This window comes from Dielma fastidiosa (assembly GCF_000313565.1).
GTDB classification, from domain to species: Bacteria; Bacillota_I; Bacilli_A; order Erysipelotrichales; family Erysipelotrichaceae; genus Dielma; species Dielma fastidiosa.
The window spans coordinates 1-644 of sequence record NZ_CAEN01000095.1 but is presented as its reverse complement, the minus strand read 5'-3'; the positions used below and the strand labels follow the sequence as shown (position 1 = coordinate 644).

The following is a 644-nucleotide window of genomic DNA, read 5'->3' as shown; positions in this document are numbered from 1 at the left end:
CGGTTAGCTGACATTCTTTAATACTTGCTTTTCCTATCTTCTTACCAATCGCTGCCCATTGCTCTGCTTGCGTTTGCTTTTCTTTTACGAATACTCGATATTCTCGTAATATCTTCTCTTTATATCCGATCCCTTTTCTTGCAATTACATAACTCGCTGCCTGATGCACACTCATTCCCTTATCCCGTACATACTTTAATTTTCCAATCAGTGACGTATACGCTGGATCAATTTTGATCACTTCAACACCTTCATAAGCTGCTTTTCGTTCAATAGCTTCTGTAATCTGTGAATAAGCAAACTCACTCAGCATTCGATTCAGTCCTTTTGACTGATAACACTGTTTGTTCTTTTTATCACTAAAGTCCAAGGTTTCCATCACTAATGGTTTATGGGTATGTACACATTCATGAATGATCTTACTTGCTGTTTCTGCAATCTCATGCTTTCGCTGATTCCTTGTTTTCCCCTTTAACTTCATCGGCAGGATCTGCTTTCTGCACAGATTGCCTTGCCGATCGATGTGGGAAACCGCAATATGATCCACATTGATATCGATACCGATACTGCCTTCTTCCTTTTTGGTCACGATCATTTTGGGTTCCACCTCAATGATCGCTTTGATGATAAAATACTCACCATGG

At 39.8% G+C, this 644-nt stretch carries 1 protein-coding gene; it reads right to left on the bottom strand.

The features are described 5' to 3' along the window. Nucleotides 1–595 (bottom strand): IS200/IS605 family accessory protein TnpB-related protein (locus DAHG_RS00135; RefSeq protein ID WP_147576412.1); only part of this gene is annotated, 595 nt, incomplete at its 3' end. Nucleotides 596–644: the final 49 nt, after the last annotated feature.